Source organism: Pseudomonas sp. NPDC086278, from assembly GCF_050280905.1.
In the GTDB taxonomy this organism is placed as follows: domain Bacteria; phylum Pseudomonadota; class Gammaproteobacteria; order Pseudomonadales; family Pseudomonadaceae; genus Aquipseudomonas.
In genome coordinates, this window is sequence record NZ_JBNNWE010000041.1 from 22,997 (window position 1) to 39,165 (window position 16,169).

Annotated in this window: 14 protein-coding genes; 8 read left to right on the plus strand and 6 right to left on the minus strand. The window is 60.7% G+C overall.

The window, feature by feature from the left end; all coding sequences use genetic code 11:
- The first annotated feature begins 8 nt into the window (after positions 1-8).
- The 6 genes from pcaH to pcaC all read left to right on the plus strand — a co-directional run bounded on the left by pcaH (position 9) and on the right by pcaC (position 5,707).
- Positions 9-713, plus strand: coding sequence for a protocatechuate 3,4-dioxygenase subunit beta (gene pcaH / locus ACQKP4_RS14795; protein ID WP_427634234.1), 705 nt, complete (start codon positions 9-11; stop codon positions 711-713).
- Position 714: 1 nt separating this feature from the next.
- Positions 715-1,281: a protocatechuate 3,4-dioxygenase subunit alpha gene (gene pcaG / locus ACQKP4_RS14800; RefSeq protein WP_427634236.1), complete on the plus strand. Its 567-nt coding sequence runs from the start codon at positions 715-717 to the stop codon at positions 1,279-1,281.
- Positions 1,282-1,785: 504 nt separating this feature from the next.
- A complete protein-coding gene (locus ACQKP4_RS14805) occupies positions 1,786-3,090 on the plus strand; it encodes an MFS family transporter (protein ID WP_427634237.1) in 1,305 nt (434 codons plus the stop codon).
- 45 nt (positions 3,091-3,135) lie between these two features.
- On the plus strand, positions 3,136-4,500 hold the full coding sequence (locus ACQKP4_RS14810) for a 3-carboxy-cis,cis-muconate cycloisomerase (RefSeq protein ID WP_427634239.1): 1,365 nt from the start codon (positions 3,136-3,138) through the stop codon (positions 4,498-4,500).
- An 11-nt stretch (positions 4,501-4,511) separates the two neighbouring features.
- The gene (pcaD, locus tag ACQKP4_RS14815) at positions 4,512-5,303 is read left to right on the plus strand and encodes a 3-oxoadipate enol-lactonase (RefSeq protein WP_427634241.1); all 792 of its coding nucleotides are present in this window, start codon (positions 4,512-4,514) and stop codon (positions 5,301-5,303) included.
- An 11-nt stretch (positions 5,304-5,314) separates the two neighbouring features.
- Positions 5,315-5,707: a 4-carboxymuconolactone decarboxylase gene (gene pcaC / locus ACQKP4_RS14820; protein ID WP_427634243.1), complete on the plus strand. Its 393-nt coding sequence runs from the start codon at positions 5,315-5,317 to the stop codon at positions 5,705-5,707.
- A 197-nt stretch (positions 5,708-5,904) separates the two neighbouring features.
- Here pcaC and emhC read toward each other — a convergent pair whose 3' ends face one another.
- From emhC to ACQKP4_RS14835, 3 genes are read right to left on the minus strand one after another with little or no spacing between them, the layout of a single operon-like run.
- The gene (gene emhC / locus ACQKP4_RS14825) at positions 5,905-7,365 is read right to left on the minus strand and encodes an efflux RND transporter outer membrane subunit EmhC (RefSeq protein ID WP_427634244.1); all 1,461 of its coding nucleotides are present in this window, start codon (positions 7,363-7,365) and stop codon (positions 5,905-5,907) included.
- Entirely contained in the window at positions 7,362-10,511 is a 3,150-nt protein-coding gene (gene emhB, locus ACQKP4_RS14830; protein ID WP_427634246.1) for an efflux RND transporter permease subunit EmhB, read from the minus strand. Before emhB ends, emhC begins: the two co-directional genes overlap by 4 nt.
- Positions 10,512-10,514: 3 nt before the next feature.
- Positions 10,515-11,672: an efflux RND transporter periplasmic adaptor subunit gene (locus ACQKP4_RS14835; protein WP_427634248.1), complete on the minus strand. Its 1,158-nt coding sequence runs from the start codon at positions 11,670-11,672 to the stop codon at positions 10,515-10,517.
- A 266-nt stretch (positions 11,673-11,938) separates the two neighbouring features.
- Between ACQKP4_RS14835 and emhR the strand changes: the two genes are divergently transcribed.
- Positions 11,939-12,571 (plus strand): efflux system transcriptional repressor EmhR, encoded by a 633-nt coding sequence (emhR, locus tag ACQKP4_RS14840; protein ID WP_427634249.1) that lies wholly within the window; start codon positions 11,939-11,941, stop codon positions 12,569-12,571.
- Between the two features lie 240 nt (positions 12,572-12,811).
- Here emhR and ACQKP4_RS14845 read toward each other — a convergent pair whose 3' ends face one another.
- The 3 genes from ACQKP4_RS14845 to ACQKP4_RS14855 are packed head-to-tail and all read right to left on the minus strand — an operon-like array spanning position 12,812 to position 15,394.
- A complete protein-coding gene (locus ACQKP4_RS14845) occupies positions 12,812-13,861 on the minus strand; it encodes an alkene reductase (protein WP_427634250.1) in 1,050 nt (349 codons plus the stop codon).
- 29 nt (positions 13,862-13,890) lie between these two features.
- Positions 13,891-15,057 carry an MFS transporter gene (locus ACQKP4_RS14850; RefSeq protein ID WP_427634251.1) on the minus strand — a complete coding sequence of 389 codons (1,167 nt, stop codon included), beginning with the start codon at positions 15,055-15,057 and terminating at the stop codon, positions 13,891-13,893.
- Positions 15,058-15,091: 34 nt separating this feature from the next.
- Positions 15,092-15,394 (minus strand): ArsR/SmtB family transcription factor, encoded by a 303-nt coding sequence (locus tag ACQKP4_RS14855; protein ID WP_427634252.1) that lies wholly within the window; start codon positions 15,392-15,394, stop codon positions 15,092-15,094.
- A 171-nt stretch (positions 15,395-15,565) separates the two neighbouring features.
- Here ACQKP4_RS14855 and ACQKP4_RS14860 point away from each other — a divergent pair, with 171 nt between their 5' ends.
- Complete coding sequence (locus ACQKP4_RS14860; RefSeq protein WP_427634254.1) at positions 15,566-16,141, plus strand: ACP phosphodiesterase; 576 nt, start codon at positions 15,566-15,568, stop codon at positions 16,139-16,141.
- Positions 16,142-16,169: the final 28 nt, after the last annotated feature.

The window sequence follows — 16,169 nt, forward strand, 5'->3', positions numbered from 1 at the left end:
AAAGCGAAATGACTGACAAGCCTGGTTACCGTCGCCCACAAGAAGGCACCCAGCCGGAATACCTGCACCCGACCTATCAATCCACCAACAAGCGCTCGCCGTCCAGGCCCCTGGTGTTTTTGCCGCACTCGTTGTCAGAAATTACCGGCCCGACCATCGGTGCCGACCGTGTGAGCGAGAAGGACAACGACCTGACGGCTCAGCACGAGGGCGAACCCCAGGGCGAGCGCATCATCATTCACGGCCGTGTGCTGGATGAAAACGGGCTGCCGGTGCCGGGAATTCTGGTGGAGATCTGGCAGGCCAACGCCGCCGGCCGTTACAACCACGCCCGCGACCTGCACGACGCGCCGCTGGACCCGAACTTCACTGGCACCGGCCGCACCGTGACCGATGCCGACGGCGGGTATCAATTCCAGACCATCAAGCCCGGCGCCTATCCGTGGGGTAATCACCACAACGCGTGGCGCCCGGCGCACATCCATTTTTCGCTGTTCGGGCCGAGCATCCTGACGCGCCTGGTGACCCAGATGTATTTCCCGGGCGATCCGCTGCTGGCCTACGACCCGATCTACAACTGCGTGCCGGACACCAGCGCCAAGGAGCGATTGATAGCGACGTTCGATCTGGAAAAAACCATCCCTTCCTATGCCCTCGGTTATCGCTGGGACATCGTCTTGCGCGGCCGCGAAGCCACGCCGATGGAGAAATAAGATGACGCTGACTGCGACTACGTCCCACACCGTCGGGCCGTATTACCACATCGGCCTGACCTGGCTGAACCGCGAAGACCTGACCGTCGAGCAAACCCTGGGCGAGCGCGTGGCGATCACCGGGCAAGTCATCGATGGCAACGGCGACGTGGTCAACGACGCGATGCTGGAAGTCTGGCAAGCCAACGCCGCCGGCAAGTACGACCATCCGGAAGACGAGCAGCCAAAGCCGCTGGACCCGAACTTCGAAGGCTTTGGCCGAGTGCCGGTCGACGCCGAAGGACGCTTTCGTTTCACCACGATCAAACCGGGCACCGTGCAAGGGCTGAACGGCACGACCCAGGCACCGCATCTGGTGGTGCTGGTGTTTGCTCGCGGGTTGGTGAAGCACTTGCTGACGCGGATTTACTTTGAAGGCGAGCCAGCGAATATCGCGGACCCGCTGCTGGAGTGCGTGCCGGCTGATCGCCGCAATACCTTGCTGGCAAAAGCCGATGTGCCCGGCGTTTACCAGTGGAACGTGATTCTGCAGGGCACCGATGCGGAGACGGTGTTCTTTGATTACTGAGATCACATTACGTCTGTGGTGAGGGGGCTTCTGTAGTGAGGGTGCTTCTGTAGTGAAGGACTTCTGTGGTGAAGGGGCTCTGTAGTGAGGGGGCTTCTGTGATGAGAGGGCTTCTGTAGTGAATGGGCTTCTGTAGTGAATGGGCTTTTGTGGTGAAGGGGGTTCTGTAGTGAGGGGGCTTCTGTAGTGAAGGACTTCTGTGGTGAAGGGGCTCTGTGGTGAAGGGGCTCTGTAGTGAGGGGGCTTCTGTGATGAGAAGGCTTCTGTAGTGAATGGGCTTTTGTGGTGAGGGGGCTTGCCCCCGTTGGGTTGCGAAGCAACCCCACTACCAGCCGCCTCGATGTTTCACATAAAACACGGTGTTTGAATTACGACTGCTTCGCAGCCGAACGGGGGCAAGCCCCCTCACCACGGAGTTTGCATTGCCCTCGGGTTATGTATCTGGGGAACGGGATTGTTGCGAAGTATGTCTAGACTGTCACTGTCCCCATTGAGTGAAAAACAATGACAACGACCACCGCTGCAACCGAGCACTACACCGGGGAAGAGCGCAAAAAGCGTATCTTCGCCATTGTCGGCGCCTCGTCCGGCAACCTTGTCGAATGGTTCGACTTCTACGTCTACGCCTTTTGCGCGATCTATTTCGCCCCTGCGTTTTTCCCCTCCGACAACCCCACGGTGCAATTGGTCAACACGGCCGGTGTGTTCGCGGCCGGGTTTCTTATGCGACCCATTGGCGGCTGGATTTTCGGCCGTGTGGCGGACAAGCACGGGCGCAAGAACTCGATGATGATTTCGGTGCTGATGATGTGCTTCGGCTCGTTGCTCATCGCCTGCCTGCCGACCTACGCCAGCATCGGCGTATGGGCGCCGATCCTGCTGCTGTTCGCGCGTTTGCTGCAAGGCTTGTCGGTCGGTGGCGAGTACGGCACCACGGCCACTTACATGAGCGAAGTCGCCCTCAAGGGCCAGCGCGGTTTTTTCGCCTCGTTCCAGTACGTGACGCTGATCGGCGGGCAACTGCTGGCGGTGTTGCTGGTGGTGATCCTGCAACAGTTCCTCACCGAAGATGATTTGCGTGCCTACGGTTGGCGGATTCCGTTTGTGGTCGGTGCCGTGGCTGCGGTGATCTCGCTGTTCCTGCGACGTTCGCTCAAGGAAACCAGCAGCAAGGAAATGCGTGAAAACAAAGACGCCGGCAGCATCCGCGCCTTGTTCCGCGACCACAAGGCCGCGTTCATCACCGTGCTCGGCTACACCGCCGGCGGTTCGCTGATTTTCTACACCTTCACCACGTACATGCAGAAATACCTGGTGAACACCGCCGGCATGAATGCCAAGACTGCCAGCTACATCATGACCGGCGCGCTGTTCCTTTATATGTGCATGCAGCCGCTGTTCGGCATGCTCGCGGACAAGATCGGTCGCCGTAATTCGATGCTGTGGTTCGGCGCGCTCGGGACGCTGTTCACCGTGCCGATTCTGCTCAGTCTGAAAAGCATCAGCAGCCCGTTCCTGGCCTTTGTCCTGATTACGTTGGCGCTGGCGATCGTCAGTTTTTACACCTCGATCAGCGGTCTGGTGAAAGCCGAAATGTTCCCGCCGGAAGTGCGCGCGCTGGGTGTTGGCCTGGCCTATGCCGTGGCGAACGCGATTTTTGGCGGTTCGGCGGAATACGTGGCGCTTAGCCTCAAAGCCGTGGGCATGGAAAACTCCTTCTACTGGTACGTCACGGTGATGATGGCGGTGGCGTTCCTGTTCAGTCTGCGGTTGCCCAAACAAGCGAAATACCTGCACCACGATCTTTGATCATTACCCGTGGGCCCCAGCGGCCCACGCCTCCAGGAACTGTTTATGAACCAGCGACCGGGCAATCAATTGTTCGATGCCTATTTCACTGCCCGCGATATGCGTGAGGTGTTCTGCGATCAAGGCCGGGTTCAGGCGATGCTCGATTTTGAAGCGGCGCTGGCTCGGGCCGAGGCGCGTGTCGGGTTGATTCCGCACACGGCGGTGGCGTCTATCGAAGCGGCGTGTCAGGCGGGCCATTACGACTTCTCGGCACTCGGTGAAGCGATTGCCACGGCGGGCAATTCGGCGATTCCATTGGTCAAAGCCTTGGGTCGACAGATTGCCGGCAATGACGCCGAGGCTGAGCGCTACGTGCATCTGGGCGCGACCAGCCAGGACGTGATGGACACCGGTCTGGTGCTGCAACTGCGGCAGGCGCTGGCGTTGATCGAAAGCGATCTGGCACAACTGGGCGACATCCTCGCCACTCAAGCCACGCACTACGCTGCCACGCCGCTGGCCGGCCGCACCTGGTTGCAACACGCGACACCGGTCACCCTGGGCATGAAAATCGCCGGATGGCTGGGTGCTGTCACTCGCAGTCGTCAACGTCTTCAGCAACTCAAACCGCGCTTGCTGGTGCTGCAATTCGGCGGCGCCTCCGGAACGCTTGCGGCCCTTGGCCAACAGGCGCTGCCGGTTGCCCAGGCCTTGGCGGACGAACTGCAATTGAGCCTGCCCGAGCAACCCTGGCACACCCAGCGTGATCGGTTGGTGGAGTTCGGTGCGGTGCTCGGGTTGATCGCCGGCAGCCTCGGCAAACTGGGGCGCGACATCAGCCTGTTGATGCAGACCGAAGCGGGCGAAGTGTTTGAACCGTCGGCGCCGGGCAAGGGCGGATCCTCGACCATGCCGCACAAACGCAACCCGGTCGGCGCGGCGGTGCTGATCGGCGCCGCCACCCGCGTTCCCGGTTTGCTCTCGACCTTGTTCAGCGCCATGCCCCAGGAACACGAGCGCAGCCTGGGGCTGTGGCATGCCGAGTGGGAAACCTTGCCGGAGATTTGCTGCCTGGTGTCCGGCAGCCTCAAGCAAGCGCTGCTGGTGGCACAGGGGCTGGAAGTGGACGCCGGGCGCATGGCGCGCAACCTCGACCTGACTCAAGGGCTGGTGCTGGCCGAGGCGGTGAGCATCGTCCTCGCCCAGCGCGTCGGGCGCGACACCGCGCACCATTTGCTCGAGCAATGCTGCCAGCGCGCCGTGGCTGAACAGCGTCACCTGCGCGCCGTCCTCGGTGACGAGCCGCAGGTGACCGCCGAACTCACGGCGGCCGAACTGGATCGTCTGCTGGACCCCGCCCATTATCTCGGCCAGGCCCGCACCTGGGTCGAGCGAGCGGTGGCTGAACATTCTGCGTTGATTGCCTGAAGGAGATTGCTGTGGCTTTCGTACAACTCGCCGAGGACGAACTGCATTACACACTCGAAGGGCCGCAAAACGCGCCAGTGCTGGTGCTGTCCAACTCGCTGGGCACCGACCTGCACATGTGGGACGCGCAAATGGCCGCGTTCACCGAACATTTTCGCGTGCTGCGTTTTGATACCCGTGGCCATGGAAAGTCGCTGGTGACGCCAGGGCCTTACCGCATCGAGCAATTGGGCCATGACGTGCTCGCCTTGCTCGATGCGCTGCACATCGAAAAAGCGCATTTCTGCGGGCTGTCGATGGGCGGTTTGATCGGGCAGTGGCTGGGGATCAATGCCGGCGATCGACTGCTCAAACTGGTGCTGTGTAATACGGCGGCGAAAATCGGCGACCCGTCGATCTGGAACCCGCGCATCGAAACGGTGCTGCGTGACGGTACGGCAGCGATGGTCGCCTTGCGCGATGCATCGATTGCACGCTGGTTTACCGTGGATTTTGCCCAAGCCAATCCGATGGCCGCGAAACGAATTACCGACATGCTCGCGGCCACTTCGCCTGAAGGTTACGCGGCCAACTGCGCCGCTGTGCGCGATGCCGATTTCCGTGATCAGTTGTCCTCGATCCGCGTGCCGCTGCTGGTGATCGCCGGCACCGAAGACGCCGTGACGCCGCCGTCCGGCGGGCACTTTATCGAGCAACACGTGCCGGGCGCCGAGTACGCCGAGTTCTACGCCGCGCACCTGTCCAACGTTCAGGCCGATGCGGCGTTCAGCGAGCGCGTGGTTGGCTTTTTGCTGGGTCATTGAGGGATTTTCTGGTGGACGAAAAACAACGTTACGACGAAGGACTGACCGTGCGTCGCGCGGTACTCGGTGATGCGCATGTCGACCGCAGCCTCAACGCATTGACCGAGTTCAACGCGGAGTTCCAGGAAATGATCACCCGCCACGCCTGGGGCGATATCTGGACCCGCCCAGGCCTGCCGCGCCCTACGCGCAGCCTGATCACCATCGCCATGCTGATCGGCATGAACCGCAACGAAGAACTCAAACTGCACCTGCGCGCCGCCGCCAACAACGGCGTGACCCGTGGCGAGATCAAGGAGGTGATCATGCAGAGCGCGATCTACTGCGGCATCCCGGCGGCGAATGCGACGTTCCATTTGGCGGAGTCGGTGTGGGATGAGCTGGGGGTTGAATCGCGGGAGTGATCCTGGATTCGATGGTGTATGAACTGGCGCCTTCGTCGGAACGCCGCCCGGAGCAAGCCCGCTCCCACATGTCCAGACGGGCACGGTCAACTGTGGGAGCGGGCTTGCTCGCGAAGGGTCCAGTAGCAACAGCACCACCTTCCCCGCAGACAACAAAAAGCCCACCAAAAGGTGGGCTTGTCGTTTTCACGGCGCTATCAGAACAGCCTCATCTTCGGCGCTTCTTCTTTCAGCGGTTCGGCTTTCGCGGTCTGCTCGTTCCAGCCACCGCCCAATGCCTTGTACAGGTCGACCGCACTGATCAACTGCGACAGACGATCAGTAATCAACACCTGCTGGGAGTTGAACAGCTGACGCTGAGCGTCGAGGAAGGTCAGGTTGCTGTCGACACCAATGCGGTAGCGACGCTCGGCCAGACGGTAGTAATCCTGGTTGGCGGCGACCAGATCACGCTGGGCCTGTACCTGATCGGTGTAGGTCGCGCGTGAGGCCAGGCCGTCGGCGACTTCCTGGAAGGCCGTTTGAATGGACTTCTCGTAGTTCGCCACGCCGATGTCTTTCTGGATTTTCGAGTAATCCAGGCTGGCGCGCAGGCTGCCGGCGTTGAAGATCGGCAGGTTGATCTGCGGCGAGAACAGCCAGGTGCCCGAACCACCCTTGAACAGACCGGACAAGTCCGGGCTCAAGGTGCCGGCGTTGGCCGTCAGGCTGATGCTCGGGAAGAATGCAGCCCGTGCCGCGCCGATGTTGGCGTTCGCCGCTTTCAGGTTGTATTCGGCCTGAAGGATGTCCGGACGACGTTGCAGCAAGTCCGACGGCAGGCCGGCCGGCACATCGCTCAGCAGCTCGTCAGACAGCGGCCTGGCCGGTTGCAGATTGGCCGGGATACCGGTGCCGAGCAGCAGCACCAGACTGTTTTCATCCTGGGCGACCTGACGGGTGTACTTGGCCAGTTGCGCCCGGGCGTTTTCCACCGAGGTACGCGACTGGGCCAGGTCCAGCGCCGAGGCGACACCGACTTCGTTGCTGCGCGCGGTGAGCTTGTAGCTCTCGTTGAACGCGCCGAGGGTGTCCTGCGTGACCTTCAGCAATTCCTTGTCGGCTTGCCAGGTCAGGTAGGCATTGGCGACGTTGGCCACCAGGCTGAGCTGGGTGCTGCGACGGCCTTCTTCGGTGGCGAAGTACTGTTGCAACGCTTCTTCGCTGAGGCTGCGAACCCGACCGAACAAGTCGAGTTCATAAGCGCTGATGCCGACCGTGGCCGAGTAGGAACTGGTGATGCCTGCCTGACCGGATGGCGAGACGTCAGCCGGAACGCGCTGGCGGCTGCCAGTGCCGTTGGCCGACACCGCCGGGAACAGATCGGCCCGCTGGATGCGGTATTGAGCCGCGAACGCGTCGATATTCAGCGCCGCGACACGCAAGTCACGGTTGTTTTCCAGCGCGACCTGAATCAGCTGTTGCAGCGCCGGGTCATGGAAAAACTGCTTCCAGCCTTGCTCTGCCGCTGCCTGGTTCGGCGCCTGGGCCGGCGAGTACGCCGGGCCTTGCGGGTATTGCCCTGCCACGGGTGCGGCGGGCCGCTGATAATCGGGAATCAGCGAGCAGCCGCCGAGCACGAACGCGGCGACGGCTAGGGAGAGTAGCGACTTGCTCATTGGCCAGCCTCTTTAGGAGTTTCAGTGGTGTCATCCGGGTCAGTTTTCTTGCGCTGGCCAATGGAAGACACGGTAACGAAGAACAGCGGGACCCAGAAGATCGCCAGGATCGTGGCCGTGAGCATACCGCCAATCACACCCGTACCGATCGCATGTTGGCTGCCCGAACCCGCGCCCGTGGAAATAGCCAGTGGTACCACACCGAGGACGAAAGCGAGCGACGTCATGATGATCGGTCGCAGACGCATGCGGCAGGCTTCAATCGCCGCCTCGCGCAGGCTGCGTCCTTGCTCGTGCAGTTCCTTGGCGAACTCGACGATCAGAATGGCGTTTTTCGCCGCCAGGCCGATGGTCGTCAACAGGCCCACCTGGAAGTACACGTCGTTGGACAAACCGCGCAGGCTGGTCGCCATCAGCGCACCGATGATCCCCAGCGGCACCACCAGCATCACCGCGATAGGAATCGACCAGCTTTCGTACAGCGCCGCCAGGCACAGGAACACCATCAGCAGCGACAGGGCGTACAGCGCCGGTGCTTGCGAGCCGGACAAGCGTTCCTCGTACGACAGGCCGGTCCAGGAAATACCGACACCGGCCGGGAGTTTCTTGGCGATGGCTTCGACTTCGGCCATGGCTTCACCGGTGGAGTAACCCGGCGCCGGAGAACCGAGGATCTCCATCGCTTCCACGCCGTTGTATCGGGCCAGTTTCGGCGAACCGTAAACCCACTTACCCTTGGCGAACGCGGAGAACGGCACCATGGTGCCCGCGCTGTTGCGCACATACCACTTCTTCAGGTCCTCAGGGCTCATGCGAGCACCGGCCTGACCTTGCACGTACACCTTTTTCACCCGACCGCGGTCGATGAAGTCGTTGACGTATCGGCTACCGAAGGAGATCGACAGCGTGCTGTTGATGTCGGCGAGGGTCAGGCCCAGGGCGCTGGCTTTCTCATCGTCGATTTCCAGCTGGTACTGCGGTTCATCGTTCAGGCCGTTCGGACGCACCTGATACAGCACCTTGCTCTGCGCCGCCATGCCGAGGAACTGGTTGCGGGCTTCCATGAGTTTCTCGTGACCGATGCCGGCGCGGTCCTGGAGGAATACGTCGAAACCGGTGGCGTTACCCAACTCCAATACCGCTGGCGGTGCGAAGGCAAATACCATCGCGTCCCGGAAGCTGAAGAAATGCTGCTGGGCGCGGCCTGCCAGGGCAAACACGTTGTTGCTCGCATCACGCTCGTCCCACGGTTTGAGCATGATGAACGCCAGACCGGAGCTCTGCCCGCGACCGGCGAAGTTGAAGCCGTTCACGGTAAACACCGAGGCCACCGCGCCGGATTCTTTCTCCAGCAGGTAGGTGCGCATTTCGTCGATCACCACTTGCGTGCGTTCGGCGCTGGAACCGGCCGGGGTCTGCACCTGGGCGAAGAGTACGCCCTGGTCTTCTTCCGGGAGGAACGCCGTCGGGATGCGGGTGAACAGCCAGATCATGCCAACAATGATCAGCAAGTAGGCCAGCAGGTACGGGGCCTTGTGCGTGAGCATGTTGCCGACACCGCGCTCGTAGCTTTTGACGCCACGGTCGAAGTTACGGTTGAACCAGCCAAAGAAGCCGCGTTTGGGGACGCCATGCTCGCCTTTGGGAATCGCCTTGAGCATCGTGGCGCAGAGCGCCGGGGTGAAGATCAAGGCAACCATTACCGACAGGGCCATGGCCGAAACGATGGTGATCGAGAACTGTTTGTAGATCACACCGGTCGAGCCGCTGAAGAATGCCATCGGCAGCAGTACCGCCGACAGTACCAGCGCGATACCCACCAGAGCACCCTGGATCTGTCCCATGGATTTCTTGGTGGCTTCCTTGGGCGACAGTCCTTCTTCGCTCATCACCCGTTCGACGTTTTCCACCACGACGATGGCATCGTCCACCAGCAAGCCGATGGCCAACACCAGACCGAACATGGTCAGGGTGTTGATGCTGAAGCCGAAGGCCGCGAGGATCCCGAACGTACCCAGCAACACCACGGGTACGGTCATCGTGGTGATGACGGTGGCGCGGAAGTTTTGCAGGAACAGGAACATCACCAGGAACACCAGTACGATCGCTTCGACCAGGGTTTCAAGCACACCCTTGATCGATTCGGTCACCACCGGAGTGGTGTCGTACGGGAATACCACTTCCATCCCTTCAGGGAAGAACGGTTTCAGGCTGTCGATGGTTTTGCGCAAGGCCTTGGCGGTATCGAGGGCGTTCGCGCCGTTGGCCAGCTTGACCGCCAGACCGGAGGCCGGTTTGCCGTTGAACTGGGCCGCGATGCTGGAGTTCTCGCCACCCAGACCGACCTCGGCGACATCACCGATGCGCACTTGCGAGCCATCCGTGTTGACCTTCAGCAGGATCGCCTTGAACTGTTCGGCAGTCTGCAAACGGGTCTTGCCGATGATCGTGGCGTTCAGTTGCTGGCCAGGCTTCGCTGGCAAGCCACCGAGTTGACCGGAGGACACCTGGACGTTTTGCGCCGAAATTGCCGCACTGACGTCGGCCGGGGTCAGGTTGTAGTTGTTCAGCTTGGCCGGGTCGAGCCAGATCCGCATCGCGTACTGGGCACCGAACACCTGGAAGTCACCGACGCCGGCAGTGCGGGAGATCGGGTCCTGCATGTTCGACACGATGTAGTTGGACAAATCGTCCTTGGACATGCTGCCGTCTTGCGAGACCACACCGATGACCAACAGGAAGTTTTTCACTGCCTTGGTCACGCGGATGCCCTGTTGCTGCACTTCTTGCGGCAGCAGTGGGGTGGCCAGGTTCAGTTTGTTCTGCACCTGAACCTGTGCGGTGTCGGAGTTGGTGCCCTGCTCGAAGGTCGCGGTAATGGTCATGCTGCCGTCGGAGTTACTTTCCGAGGAGACATAACGCAGGTTATCGATACCGTTGAGCTGCTGCTCGATGACCTGCACCACGGTGTCCTGCACGGTTTGTGCGGACGCGCCTGGGTAGGTCACCTGGATCGCAATGGCCGGAGGCGCAATGCTCGGGTATTGGTTGATCGGCAGTTTGAGGATCGATAGAGCCCCGACCAACATGATCACCAGGGCAATTACCCAGGCGAAAATCGGACGGTCGATAAAAAATTTCGACATGGTTTACTCCCCTTTGCCGCTGTTAGCCTTGTCAGCTGTCTGTGCGGGGGCCGGGTTCTTTGCGCCAACGTTAGTTGCTTCGGTGACCTTGACTTCAACGCCAGGCTTGACGAATTGCAGGCCTTCGGTGATCAAGCGATCGCCCGCCTTGAGGCCGTCTTCGATCAGCCACTGGCTGCCGACGGTGCGGCTGGCCTTGAGCTGACGCAGTTCAACCTTGTTATCCGGGCCGACAACCAGCGCGGTCGGGGTGCCCCGGAGGTCGCGGGTCACGCCTTGTTGCGGGGCCAGGATCGCCGCCGCGTTTACACCGGATTGCAGCTGGGCGTGAACGAACATGCCGGGCAGCAGGGTGTGATCGGGGTTGGGGAACACAGCGCGCAAGGTCACGGAACCGGTGGTCTGGTCAACCGAGACTTCGGAGAATTCGAGCTTGCCTTCCAGCTTGTACTGGCTGCCGTCTTCCAGGGTCAGCTTGACCGCGGCGGCGGTGTCGCCGGCCTTTTGCAGGCGACCGCTTTCCAGTTCGCGGCGCAGCTCAAGCAGCTCGACGGACGACTGCGTGACGTCGACGTAGATCGGGTCCAGTTGCTGGATCACCGCCAGGGCATCCGACTGGCCGTTGGTGACCAACGCGCCTTCGGTCACATTGGAGCGACCGATGCGACCGGTCAGTGGCGCGTAGACCTTGGTGTAGCGCACATTGATCTGAGCGGTTTGCAGCGAAGCTTCCGACTGCATGCGATTAGCCACGGCGGTGTCGTATTCCTGACGGCTCACAGCCTGCTCGCTGACCAGTTGCTTGTAACGATCGGAGATCGATTTGGTCTGTTGCAGGTTGGCTTCGGCGCTTTTCAGGGTCGCTTCATATACGGCTGGATCAATCTGATACAGCTGCTGACCGGCCTTGACGTCGCCGCCTTCCTTGAACAGACGCTTGAGAATGATGCCGTTGACCTGTGGTCGAACTTCGGCAATGCGGTACGCGCTGGTGCGACCGGGAAGCTCGGATGTCAGGGTGAAGGGTTGAGATTGCAGGGTAACGACGCCGACCTGAGGCGGTGGAGCGGCTTGGGCCGTCTCTTCCTTTTTACATCCGCTGAGCAGCGATGCCAGGGCGACGGCAGTGACCAGGGCGGTAACAGCTGGCTTGAATTGCATGAAGATCCTCGGGTCAGGCGCGCAAGAAACGCACTCGAAAGGTGGAAGGGTAAAAAAAAGGTGCCGGGTGGATAAGTAGCTTGCTAATGAATATACTTACGTTCATGGTTGTTTGTAAATACCTTGACTGCGTACCCACACGGTTACAAAAGGTCGATCAAAGGTTTGAAGTGTATGCCGGGGACGATACCCAAGAGCGTTCGCCCCACTTTTATTCAGCGGATGTTCAGACATCACAGAAGTATCCCGATTGAGGTTTTACTGCCATGGTCCGTCGTACCAAAGAGGAAGCTCAAGAAACTCGAAGCCAGATTCTCGAAGCCGCCGAGAAAGCCTTTTTTGAGCGAGGCGTGGCCCGCACGACGCTGGCGGACATTGCGACCCTGGCCGGCGTGACGCGCGGCGCCATTTACTGGCACTTCAGCAACAAGGCCGATCTGGTGCAGGCCATGCTCGATACGCTGCAGGAACCGCTGGATGAAATGGCGCGGGCCAGTGAGAGCGAAGATGAACTCGATCCGCTGGGCTGCATGCGCAAATTGCTGATTCATTTGTTTCATCAAGTTGCACTGGACCCGAAAACCCGACGCATTAATGAGATTTTGTTTCATAAGTGCGAATTCACCGATGAAATGTGCGACCTGCGCCAGCAGCGCCGAGCGGTCAGCCTTGATTGCAATCTGCGAATCTCACTGGCCCTGAGTAATGCGGTCAATCGGGGACAAATGCCCGAAAATCTGGACACCGTCCGCGCAGCCATCAGCCTGCATGCTTACATCGATGGGATGCTGTATCAGTGGCTATTGGCGCCCGACAGTTTTCAACTGCACGTCGACGCCGAGCGTTGGGTTGATACAGGATTGGACATGCTGCGCCTGAGCCCCAGCTTGCGCAAATGATACAAAATGCGTAATTGGATCCTGCCCTGTCAACTATTACGGCGTGCGCTGATCCTTTCAACGTTTGCCTTGTCGCAATGGGGTGCTTTTATATACGCCTGCTCGTCAGGTTGAAAGGTAGCGAGCTACGTATTTTGTAGGGATTTTGTGTCGTGCGTGTGAATCGATGTAAATAAGCGCGGCGCAACAAAAAGCCCCGGCTCTTTCGAGTCGGGGCTTTTGCGTTTCAGAGGCCCAGGCTTACAGCGCCGGGTAGTCGATGTAACCCACCGGGCCCTTGGCGTAGAACAGTTCTGGACGAACGTCGTTCAACGGCGCATCGGCTTTCAAGCGTGCCGGCAAATCCGGGTTGGCAATGAACGGCACGCCGAAGGCGACCGCATCAGCCTTGCCGCTCGCCAGCCAGGCGTTGGCGCTGTCCTTGGTGAAACGTTCGTTGGCGATGTAATGCCCGCCAAACGCTTCTTTCAACTGTGGACCCAGGCTGTCGCCGGCTTCTTTCTCGCGAGAGCAGATGAAGGCGATGCCGCGCTTGCCCAGTTCGCGAGCCACGTAGGTGAAGGTCTCGGCCAGATTGTCGTCGCCCATGTCATGGGAGTCGGCGCGTGGTGCCAGGTGCACACCCACACGGCCGGCGCCCCAGACTTCGATGGCCGCGTCAGTCACTTCCAGCAACAGGCGCGCACGGTTTTCCAGCGAGCCACCGTAATTGTCGGTGCGCTGGTTGGTGCTGCTTTGCAGGAACTGGTCGAGCAGGTAGCCGTTGGCGCCGTGGATTTCCACACCGTCGAAACCGGCAGCCTTGGCATTCTCGGCACCGGTGCGATAGGCGTCGACGATGTCGGCGATTTCAGCGGTTTCCAGCGCACGTGGCGTTGGGTAATCAGCCAGCGGGCGGACCAGGCTGACGTGGCCTTTAGGCTGAATGGCGCTCGGGGCGACCGGCGCTTCGCCGTTCAAGTACGACTCATGGGAAATCCGGCCGACGTGCCACAGTTGCAGGACGATCTTGCCGCCGGCGCCGTGGACCGCTTTGGTCACGTTGGCCCAGCCACGCACCTGATCGTTGGACCAGATGCCGGGGGTGTCCGGGTAGCCCACGCCCATTGGTGCCACCGAGGTGGCTTCGCTGAGGATCAGGCCGGCAGAAGCGCGTTGTACGTAGTATTCGGCCATCAGCGCGTTCGGCACACGGCCTTCGTCGGCGCGGCAGCGGGTCAGTGGCGCCATAATGATGCGGTTGGCCAGCTCGATGTCGCCCAATTTGATCGGATCGAAAATAGTCGTCATGCAAACAACCCTCGTGAGGTAGTGGTGAGTTAGTGGGTAGCAGGGGCCAGTTCGGGATTGCCGCTCTGACGGAAAGTAATCAGCGTCACCAGCAGGGCGAGCACCGCCAGTGCGGCGGCCGCAAGGGGCACGCTGGTCAGGCCGAAGCCGTGGGCGATGACGCTGCCGCCGACCCAGGCACCAAGTGCGTTGCCGACGTTGAAGGCGCCGATGTTCAAGGTCGACACCAGGTTCGGTGCGGCCTTGCCGTAGGTCACCACGTTCACTTGCAGGGCCGGTACGGCGGCGAAGCACGCGGTGGCCCAGAGGAACAGAGTGATTTCGGTCGGGATCAGCGCAACGCTGGTCCAGGTCAGCACGGTCGACACCACCGCCATGGTGATGAAGACACCGATCAGCGTCGCCGCCATGCCTTTGTCGGCCAGCTTGCCGCCGATGATGTTGCCGACGGTCAGGCCCAGGCCGATCAGCATCAGGGTCCAGGTCACGCCGCGTGGCGAAACACCGGTGACCTCGCCCAGCAGCGGGGCGACGTAAGTGAACAAGGTGAAGACCGACGCGGCGAACAGCGCGGTCATGCTCAGCGACAACCAGATCCCGGCGCCTTTGAGGGCGCGCAGTTCGGCGCGCATGTCGAGTTTTTCTTCGTCACGCTTGGCCGGCAGGAAGCGGATCAGGCCGATCAAGGCGATCACACCAATCACGGTCACCGCCCAGAAGGTCGAGCGCCAGCCGTATTGCTGACCAAGCGCGGTGCCCAGCGGCACGCCCAGCACGTTGGCCAGGGTAAGGCCGGTGAACATCAACGCCACGGCCGATGCACGTTTGTTGGCCGGCACCAGATTGGCCGCCACCACTGAACCGATGCCGAAAAACGCACCGTGGCAGAGGGCGGTGACCACACGGGCAAACATCAGCACTTCGTAGTCGGTGGCCAGCGCGCAGAGCAGATTGCCGATGATGAAAATCCCCATCAACGCAACCAGCGCGGCCTTGCGCGGCAGTTTGGCGGTGGCCAGTGCCATGAACGGCGCACCAATGGCCACGCCGAGGGCGTAACCGGTCACCAGCCAGCCAGCGCCGGGGATCGACACACCGAGGTCGGCCGCCACATCGGGCAGCAGGCCCATGATGACGAACTCGGTGGTGCCGATGGCGAAGGCGCTCAAGGCGAGAATGAGGAGCGAAAGGGGCATCGTTGATTCCTTGTCGGCTGGCTGACGTGAAGGGTCAGAGCTCTTTACTGAAAGTGCTGAGGAACGCCTGAATGGTTTCCTCGTTGCGTTTGAAAAAATGCCATTGGCCGACTTTGCGGCTGCTGATCAGGCCGGCGCGTTGCAGCGTGGCCAGGTGTGCGGAGACCGTGGACTGCGACAAACCGCAACGCTGATCGATCTGCCCGGCGCAGACACCGTGCTCATTGCTGTGGGACTGGTCGGGAAATTCAACCGCCGGGTCCTTGAGCCAGTGCAGGATTTCTCGCCGTACTGGGTGTGCCAGGGCTTTTATTATTTCGTCGAGATTAAGAGGCATGGTGTCAGCTCGTGATGAGTAAAACGCTATATCGCGATGGGGCGAACTTTAAATCGTTACATTCCGATATACAAATATGATTTTGCTCTTGCGACTGAGTAATTCGCTATATCGGGTTATAACGATAGGCCGACTGTAAAAGTACAAAGACGCGGTGCTAAGCTGCGCGGCATGAACTATCTCGCCCATCTGCACCTCGGCGGTCAGCGCCCCGGACAATTGCTCGGCAGCCTCTATGGCGATTTCGTCAAGGGACGGCTGCAAGGGCAGTTCGATCCGGAGATCGAAGCGGCCATCCAGTTGCACCGCAGCATCGATGTGTATACCGATCGCCATCCATTGGTGGATGTGGCGTTGTCACGGTTTTCCCTCACTCGCCGGCGTTACGCCGGAATCGTGCTCGACGTGTTTTTCGACCACTGCCTGGCGCGGGACTGGGCGCTGTACGCGGATCAGCCGCTGGAGCGATTTACCGCCGACGTGTACCGAGTGCTTTCTGCGCAGCCGCAATTGCCGGAACGCCTGGCGAAGATCGCGCCGCACATGGTGGCGCATGACTGGCTGGGCTCTTATCAGGAATTCGAAGTGTTGGAGCAGGTGCTGCGGGGGATTTCGCGGCGGTTGACCAAGCCTGAAGAACTGGCCGGTGCGATGCAGGAATTGCGGGTGCTGTATGAGCCATTGAGCGAAGACTTCAGGCTGTTCTACCCGCAGTTGCAGGCGTTCGCCCAGACAAAACAGGTCTAATGTGGGAGCGGGCTTGCTCGCGAAAGCG

What these genes read in the sequence shown, in the direction of transcription:
- pcaH (WP_427634234.1), top strand. Translation starts at nt 9, where the DNA reads ATGACTGACAAGCCTGGTTACCGTCGCCCACAAGAAGGCACCCAGCCG.
- pcaG (WP_427634236.1), top strand. Translation starts at nt 715, where the DNA reads ATGACGCTGACTGCGACTACGTCCCACACCGTCGGGCCGTATTACCAC.
- ACQKP4_RS14805 (WP_427634237.1), top strand. Translation starts at nt 1,786, where the DNA reads ATGACAACGACCACCGCTGCAACCGAGCACTACACCGGGGAAGAGCGC.
- ACQKP4_RS14810 (WP_427634239.1), top strand. Translation starts at nt 3,136, where the DNA reads ATGAACCAGCGACCGGGCAATCAATTGTTCGATGCCTATTTCACTGCC.
- emhC (WP_427634244.1), bottom strand. Translation starts at nt 7,365, where the DNA reads ATGAGCAAGTCGCTACTCTCCCTAGCCGTCGCCGCGTTCGTGCTCGGC.
- emhB (WP_427634246.1), bottom strand. Translation starts at nt 10,511, where the DNA reads ATGTCGAAATTTTTTATCGACCGTCCGATTTTCGCCTGGGTAATTGCC.
- ACQKP4_RS14835 (WP_427634248.1), bottom strand. Translation starts at nt 11,672, where the DNA reads ATGCAATTCAAGCCAGCTGTTACCGCCCTGGTCACTGCCGTCGCCCTG.
- emhR (WP_427634249.1), top strand. Translation starts at nt 11,939, where the DNA reads ATGGTCCGTCGTACCAAAGAGGAAGCTCAAGAAACTCGAAGCCAGATT.
- ACQKP4_RS14845 (WP_427634250.1), bottom strand. Translation starts at nt 13,861, where the DNA reads ATGACGACTATTTTCGATCCGATCAAATTGGGCGACATCGAGCTGGCC.
- ACQKP4_RS14850 (WP_427634251.1), bottom strand. Translation starts at nt 15,057, where the DNA reads ATGCCCCTTTCGCTCCTCATTCTCGCCTTGAGCGCCTTCGCCATCGGC.
- ACQKP4_RS14855 (WP_427634252.1), bottom strand. Translation starts at nt 15,394, where the DNA reads ATGCCTCTTAATCTCGACGAAATAATAAAAGCCCTGGCACACCCAGTA.
- ACQKP4_RS14860 (WP_427634254.1), top strand. Translation starts at nt 15,566, where the DNA reads ATGAACTATCTCGCCCATCTGCACCTCGGCGGTCAGCGCCCCGGACAA.